The following is a 749-nucleotide window of genomic DNA, read 5'->3' as shown; positions in this document are numbered from 1 at the left end:
GGTTGATGAAGGCGAGCCAGCGGAGGCGCCAGCAGTCCTGGCCGCAGCCCTTCAGCAAGCTCAATCCGCCAAGAAGAGTGCCGCGGCCGCCCGTGGGGCGGACGGAAAGTAGAGGTGCAGATAGCTGGCCCGCACCGGGCCGTGGCGGTAGAAGGGCTCGCCCGCCTGGCCGTCGCGCTGCCGGGTACCGAAGGCGGCGGGCTCGACATCGGTATGCATGGTCGAGTGATGGAAGCTGTGTCCGCGCAGGCAACCCTCGGGGGTGTCGAGCGACTGCATGCCGAGTCCGGCCAGGCGCGGCTGCATCCGACCCTGCCCAGGCAGAAGACCGGCGAGTTCGGCCTCCGCGCCCGCCTTGTCCGCCAACCGCTCCAGGAGATAGAGCATGCCGCCGCACTCCGCGTACAGGGGTCGGCCGGCATCCACATGCGCACGCAGCGCGCCCTTCATGGCGAGGTTTCCGGCCAGGGTCTGGAGATGCAGCTCGGGGTAGCCGCCGGGGAGGTAGATGGCGTCGGCGCTGACCCCGCTGTCAGTCAAGGGCGAGAAGACCTCCAACACCGCCCCCATCGCCTCCAGCAAACGCACATTGTCGCCGTAGAGGAAGGAGAAGGCGGCGTCACGCGCCACTGCGATCCGGCGCCCAGAGAGCAATTGGGGAAGCGCCGGCTGCGCTGCAGGCGGCTGGAAGGCGACGGGCTCCGGCAGCTCGGCCAGCGCGGTCTGCGCGATGCGATCGGCGGCGGCGT

At 70.1% G+C, this 749-nt stretch carries 1 pseudogene; it reads right to left on the bottom strand.

Annotated elements, in window-relative coordinates:
• Positions 1–60: 60 nt before the first annotated feature.
• A pseudogene (locus tag CKO23_RS24980) lies at positions 61–749 on the bottom strand (cobyrinate a,c-diamide synthase); the annotation flags it as partial.

This window comes from Thiocystis violacea (genome assembly GCF_016583565.1).
GTDB classification, from domain to species: Bacteria; Pseudomonadota; Gammaproteobacteria; order Chromatiales; family Chromatiaceae; genus Thiorhodococcus; species Thiorhodococcus violaceus_A.
This window is presented reverse-complemented; position numbering and strand designations above follow the sequence as displayed.